This is a genomic window from Arenimonas sp. (assembly GCF_019459675.1).
In the GTDB taxonomy this organism is placed as follows: Bacteria; Pseudomonadota; Gammaproteobacteria; order Xanthomonadales; family Xanthomonadaceae; genus Arenimonas.
This window is the reverse complement of sequence record NZ_JAIBFH010000447.1, coordinates 1-3,284: the sequence shown is the minus strand read 5'-3', so window position 1 is coordinate 3,284 and position 3,284 is coordinate 1. Positions and strand designations below refer to the sequence as shown.

General features: G+C 67.4%; 1 protein-coding gene. It reads left to right on the top strand.

All coding sequences use genetic code 11. The features are described 5' to 3' along the window. Positions 1-135: 135 nt before the first annotated feature. Positions 136-3,258 (top strand): efflux RND transporter permease subunit, encoded by a 3,123-nt coding sequence (locus K0M70_RS14780; RefSeq protein ID WP_290783230.1) that lies wholly within the window; start codon positions 136-138, stop codon positions 3,256-3,258. Positions 3,259-3,284: the final 26 nt, after the last annotated feature.

Sequence of the window (3,284 nt, the reverse complement as noted above, 5' to 3'; positions counted from 1 at the left end):
GTGGTGGACGTCACCGTCAAGCTGCGCCCGGGATCCCGCGTGGTGGAAGCGCCCACCCCCGACGCCAACCCCGCGGCCGCCGTGGCGGGGGCCCCGGCCGGCAGCGCCTGACCGGCGCCCCGCGGAGACCTTGCCATGATGCTGTCCGACGTCTCGATCAAGCGCCCGGTCTTCGCGACCGTGATGAGCCTGCTGCTGGTGGTGCTGGGCATCATCGCCTTCACCCGCCTGACCCTTCGTGAGCTGCCCAACATCGACCCGCCCATCGTGTCGGTTGGCGTGGCCTATCCAGGTGCGTCTGCCGCTGTGGTTGAAACGCGCATCACGCAGATCCTCGAAGACGCCGTCAGCGGCATCGAGGGCATTGAAACCGTGGAGTCACGCAGCCGGAACGGCGAAGCCAGCGTCACCCTGGAATTTTCCCTGACCCGCGACATCGAGGCGGCGGCCAATGACGTGCGCGACGCCATCAGCCGCGTGATGGACCGCATGCCCGACGAGGCCGATCCGCCGGAGATCGAGAAGGTCGAAAGCGACGCCGAAGTCATCATCTGGCTCAACATGAGCTCCGACCAGCTCGATACGCTGGCCTTGAGTGACTACGCCGAACGCTACGTGGTGGACCGCTTGTCGAGCATCGACGGCGTGGCCCAGGTGCGGGTGGGTGGCCAGCAGCGCTACTCCATGCGCGTGTGGCTGGACCGCGAGGCGCTGGCGGCGCGCGGCCTGACGGTGAACGACGTCGAGAACGCCCTGCGCCGTGAGAACGTCGAACTGCCGGCCGGCAGCATCGAGTCCCAGGACCGCGATTTCACGCTGCGCGTGATGCGTGGCTACCAGGAGGCGTCCGATTTCGCCGCGCTCACCCTGGCCAAGGGCGACGACGGCTACCTGGTGCGCCTGGGCGACGTGGCCAAGGTCGAACGCGCATCGTCGGAACGCCGTGCTTACTTCCGCGGCAACGGCCAGCCCAACATTGGCCTGGGCATCATCAAGACTTCCACGGCCAACAGCCTGGACGTGGCCCGCGAGATCAAGGCGGCGCTGCCGGCCATCCAGGCCACGTTGCCCTCCAGTACCCGAATCTTCGTCGCATTCGACAGCACCACCTTCATCGATGCGGCGGTTGACCGCGTGTACATGACGCTGATCGAAGCGGTGCTGCTGGTGCTGGTGGTGATCTACCTGTTCCTGGGCAGCTTCCGCGCCGCGCTGATCCCCGCGGTCACGGTGCCGGTGTGCCTGGTGGCGGCCTTCATCGCCCTGTGGGCGTTTGGCTTCACCATCAACCTGCTGACGCTGCTGGCGCTGGTGCTGTGCATCGGCCTGGTGGTGGACGACGCCATCGTGGTGCTGGAAAACGTGCAGCGCCGCGCCGACTTGGGCGAACCGCCCCTGGTGGCGGCCAAGCGCGGCACGCAGCAGGTCGCCTTCGCCGTCATTGCCACTACGGCGGTGTTGGCGGCGGTGTTCCTGCCGGTGGGCTTCATGGAGGGCAACACCGGGCGCCTGTTCCGCGAGCTCTCCGTGGCGCTGGCGGCGGCGGTGATCATCTCGGCCTTCGTGGCTCTGACGCTGACGCCGATGATGTGTTCGCTGTTGATCCGCCCGCACCAGGAACCCAAGGGCGTGAACAAGTGGGTACAGGGCCACCTGGATTCCCTGGGTCGCGGCTACCGTCGTTCGGTCGAGCGCACCATCGGCAAGCCGCTGCTGTTTGGCGCCATGCTGCTGGCTAGCCTGGGGCTGTCGTGGTTCTTCGTGCAGCAGATCCCGGCCGAGTTGGCGCCGCCGGAAGACCGCGGTAGCTTCTTCGTCTCCGTGGCCGGCCCGGAAGGCGCGGGATACGACTACACCGTGAATCAGATGCAGGAAGTTGAGCAGCGTTTGTTCAAATACGTCGGCGACGGCCAGGCCATCGACCGCGCCAATACGCGCGTGCCGGGCGGCTTCGGTGCTGGTGGCGAGATGCACACGGGCCAGGCCATCGTGCTGCTCAAGCCCTGGAACGAACGCGACATCAGCACCGCCGACCTGGTGGAAAAGATCCGCGGAGACCTCGCCAGCCTGCCCGGCGTGGTGGCCCGTCCGCAGGTCCGCAGCGGCTTGGTGCGCAGCGGCGGCCAGCCGCTGCAGATCGTCCTGGGCGGCCCCGACTACCAGGAACTGGCGCAGTGGCGCGACCGCATGCTGGCGCGCATGGAGGCCAACCCGCAGCTGTTCTCGGCCGATTCGGACTACAAGGAAACTCGCCCGCAGCTGCGCGTTGAGATCAACCGCGAGCGCGCCGCCGACCTGGGCGTGTCGGTGCAGGAAGTGGGCCGCACTCTGGAAACCATGATGGGTTCGCGTCGCGTCACCACCTACGTGGAAGACGGCGAGGAGTACGACGTGATCCTGCAGGCCCAGCAGGAAAACCGCGTTTCGCCGTCCGACCTCAACAACCTGTACGTGCGCTCCACCACCGGCGGCGGCCTGATCCCGCTGTCGAACCTGGTCACGCTGACCGAACTGGCCGAGCCGGGCCAGTTCAACCGCTTCAACCGCCTGCGCGCGATTACGATCACTGCAGGACTGGCGCCCGGCTACACGCTGGGCGAGGCGTTGGAGTGGGTGCGCCAGGTGGCCGACGAAGAGCTGCCCGAGCGTGCCCAGATTGACTACAAAGGCGAGTCGCGCGAATACCAGTCGGCCGGTGGCGCCGTGCTGTTCACCTTCGCCATGGCGCTGCTGATCGTGTACCTGGTGCTGGCGGCGCAGTTCGAAAGTTTCCTGCACCCGCTGGTGATCATGCTGACCGTGCCGCTGGCGGTTCTGGGCGCGCTGATCGGCCTGTGGGCCTTCGGCAGTTCGCTCAACCTCTTCAGCCAGATCGGCATCGTGATGCTGGTGGGCCTGGCGGCGAAGAACGGCATCCTGATCGTCGAGTTCGCCAACCAGCTGCGCGACGAGGGCATGGCTATCCGCGACGCCATCGTCGAGTCGGCGGCGGTGCGGATGCGGCCCATCCTGATGACCTCCATCGCCACCATCATGGGCGCAGTGCCCCTGGTGCTGGCCGGCGGCCCGGGCTCGGCCAGCCGCGGCACCATCGGCATCGTCATCATCTCCGGCGTGGCCTTTTCCACGGTGCTGTCGCTGTTCGTGGTGCCGGCCTTCTACATGCTGCTGGCGCCATTCACGCGATCGCCGGACGCGGTGGCGCAAAAGCTTGAGGTACTCGAGCGCGAATCGCCGGTGGTGGGCGGGCACGCCTGAGCCCCGCGGACGGCCGGCGCGACCGG

Bases quoted from the DNA above. Each gene is read 5' to 3' on its own strand.
- K0M70_RS14780 (WP_290783230.1), top strand. From the start codon at position 136: ATGATGCTGTCCGACGTCTCGATCAAGCGCCCGGTCTTCGCGACCGTG.